Annotated in this window: 1 protein-coding gene; it reads right to left on the bottom strand. The window is 40.3% G+C overall.

Going from position 1 to position 2047, the window contains the following annotated elements:
* On the bottom strand, positions 1-2047 hold a 2047-nt coding region (locus J536_RS23975; protein ID WP_032064233.1), incomplete at both ends, for a molybdopterin-dependent oxidoreductase.

Here is a 2047-nt window from a genome sequence, read left to right as displayed (position 1 = left end):
TAAACGGATGGGTACATATTTATGGTAAGGCGTTTTAGATAAAGGGTCACAATGCTCACCAGAAATGAGCATGTTTAATTGTGGTCCAATAGGTTCCCCACCTTGAAAGCGCATGCCATAACCATGTGGAAGCGAAACAACTCCTTTTCGCATTCCCTCATCAAAATCTACAGTAACCTGAATTTCTCCATGTTGTGAGATACATTTGATTTGATCACCCATAGCTACATTTAAGGCCTCTGCATCTTCAGGATGAATTCGTAAAGCTCCTTCAGCATCTACTTTTCGCCAAGCCGGGTCACGGTAAATTTGATTAGCGTTATAACTACGTCGCTCACCCGACAAAAGGATAAAAGGAAATTCTTCAACATTCACCTCATGGCTTTTCAAGGTTGTGAGTTCACTTAACATTTCGGGAATCGCAAGACGTACTTTCTTATCTTTATAAGCAACCAATTTCCAGACTTCATCATATTCATGTTGTGATAAAACCATACCTGAACGTTGCTTTAATATCTGCTCAAATAGTTTAACACCTTGTGTTAATGGATTACCCTTATAACCTGCACGACGTACCGCTTTGGTGTGTAAAACAGCATATTGAATCGACAGAGGCAATAAAAAAGCAACTGAACCAGCTGATTTTTCTAAGTGTTTACCTAAAGTGCGATAGAGAATTGAGGCTGCAAAAGGAATGTATTTTTTATTTCGTGCAAAAGTAAGTCCCAATGCCGATAGGTAAGGTAAATAGGCTGTTTTTTTCGAGTCGACTGAAGCTATTTTTTCTAAAATTGGAAAGCGTTTTGGAATCACCTGCATAGCTTCAAGTAATCGTGTATAAATTTCTGCCTCTGGCAAAGTATTCGTTTGAGCGGCCAATACAGGATGCCTGAGGTGAAAACCATTTTTAGGAAACTCAAGATTAAAGCCAGTAAATTCCCATTTTTCAAACTGGGTATGCGCTGGCAAAATGTAGTCCGCAAGCCTAGCGGTTTCCGTCATGGCAACATCCACCACAACCAACAAATCTAATGCTTTCAATGCTTCCTCATAGGCTGGTGTATCAGGATAAGTTAATAACGGGTTACAGCTATCTACAAAAACTGCGCGAATTCGCTTTTCCCCTGCTTTTAGGATTTCATCGGGTAAAATATTAGGCGGGAAAAACCCGGAAATCGGGAACATTTTATGGTAAACACTACGACGATATTTCGGCTTTCTTTCATCTGTATCGCTTAAGATTGGAATAAACATAGTATGCAGATTATTGGTACCTTGCTTTCCAAAGTTTCCAGTCAGTAAGTACAGTAGTTTTTCTAAATATCCGTTTAATGTAGTATTTAAAGTATGTTGAATGCCTAAATCAATACGTACACAGCCTCTTTTCGCCTTGGCAAAATCTCGAACGACTTGGTAAATCAAATCGACTGGAACATCAGCTTTAGCAATATAATCTTCAATCGGGACATGGTTAAATACTGTTTTTACGTCGTCAAATCCTTGCGTATGTTGCTCAATAAATGCTTCGTCATAAAGCTTTTCTTTAATAATGATCGCAATCATAGCCGACATTAAAAAAGCATCAGTCCCTGGTTTTAGCTGCACATGAATGTCTGCTTGTTTGGCCGTTTCGGTAACACGCGGGTCAAACACGACCATGGTTCGATTCGGATCTTTCTTAATATGTTTTAGGGTATCTCTTGCGTTAGGAATGCCATGGGCCTGAAAAGGATTTGTCCCAATGAAAAGTACATAATCTGCGTGTTCAACATCTTCTGTGGTATGGCAAGCTTGACTACCGAATAGGCGGCCATTGAGCCAGAAATCACCTGTTTTTTCTTGAGCAAGTGAGTTATAAGCATAATAACTTTTCATGGCCAGCAAAAGCTGTCGGCCATACGCTGCGCCGAGGTGGTTACCCTGACCGCCGCCCCCAACAGAAGCAAAAGCAGTCCCGCCAAAATCATCTCTAATCTGAACTAAACAATCAGCAATTTCTTGTATGGCTACATCCCAACTCACTTCTGATGACTGGATCATTTGTTTT

Origin of the sequence: Acinetobacter sp. 809848, from assembly GCF_000581275.1 — a bacterium.
GTDB classification, from domain to species: Bacteria; Pseudomonadota; Gammaproteobacteria; order Pseudomonadales; family Moraxellaceae; genus Acinetobacter; species Acinetobacter pittii.
This window is presented reverse-complemented; position numbering and strand designations above follow the sequence as displayed.